The following is a 978-nucleotide window of genomic DNA, read 5'->3' as shown; positions in this document are numbered from 1 at the left end:
CCTCGGCTTCGACTACCGCACCGGCCGCAACGTGTCCGTGTTCGGCGCGGTCGAGGGCATGATCATGTCCGACCAGAGCCGCACCGTCACCGCGAAGGGCGGCGTTCGCGTCGCGTTCTGAGCCGGCATCAGCCCTGGCGGCTCGAACGCGATGCCCGCCGGCCGGGTGCCATCCGCCCGGCCGGCGCCTCCTCCGATCGGAGGATGTCGCATGCTACGGTTGTGTTATTCTCGCCGGCATTGATCATTCAGTGCCATTTTGAGCCATGCACCGACCGCAGAAACTGCCAGATATCGTCGAATCCATCTACGATGCCGGGCTCGATCCCTCGCTCTGGAACAACGTCGTTGCCGGCATTCGTGATTTCGTCGGTGGCCAGGCCTGCGGATTGTTTTCGAAGGACTCGATCAGCAAATGCGGCGTCACGCACTATTATTGCGGGGCGGACCCGCATTTCATCCAGCTCTATTCCGACACGCATTCGAAGTTCGATCCGCTCACGGTCCTGCCTCCACAGGGCAAGGTTGTGAGCGTGCCGGACCTCGTCGATTTCGAGGAATATCGCAAGGGGCGCTTCTACCAGGAATGGTTGCAGCCGCAGGGCTGCAGCGATGCGGCCAATGTCGTGCTCGAGATGTCGAATGCGAGCTGCCCCGTGATGATGACCGTGCTGTCGGGCCGCCGCATGGTCGATCGAGGCATGAAGCATCGCCTCTCGCTCCTTGTGCCGCACGCCAGCCGCGCGCTCCTCATCAACCGCGCTACGAGCGCGCAACTGACGCTGGCGACGGCACTCGGTGATGTCCTCGACAATTTGACGGCCGGGATCTTCCTGCTCGATGCCTTCTGCCGCCTGGTGCATGCGAATTCGGCCGGTCACGCCTTGCTCGCTGCCGACGACGTGGTCCGGTCCGTTGCCGGACAGCTCGTGACCTGCAGCACTGAAGCCAATCGGACGCTCCGCGACGCGCTTGCGG

At 63.5% G+C, this 978-nt stretch carries 1 pseudogene; it reads left to right on the top strand.

From position 1 onward, the window contains the following. Positions 1–266 precede the first annotated feature (266 nt). Positions 267–978: pseudogene (locus MOV75_RS39570) on the top strand (LuxR family transcriptional regulator); the annotation flags it as partial.

The organism is Bradyrhizobium sp. PRIMUS42 (assembly GCF_023006515.1).
Taxonomy (GTDB): domain Bacteria; phylum Pseudomonadota; class Alphaproteobacteria; order Rhizobiales; family Xanthobacteraceae; genus Bradyrhizobium.
The sequence above is the reverse complement of the archived record's forward strand: the minus strand, read 5'-3'. Positions and strand labels throughout refer to the sequence as shown.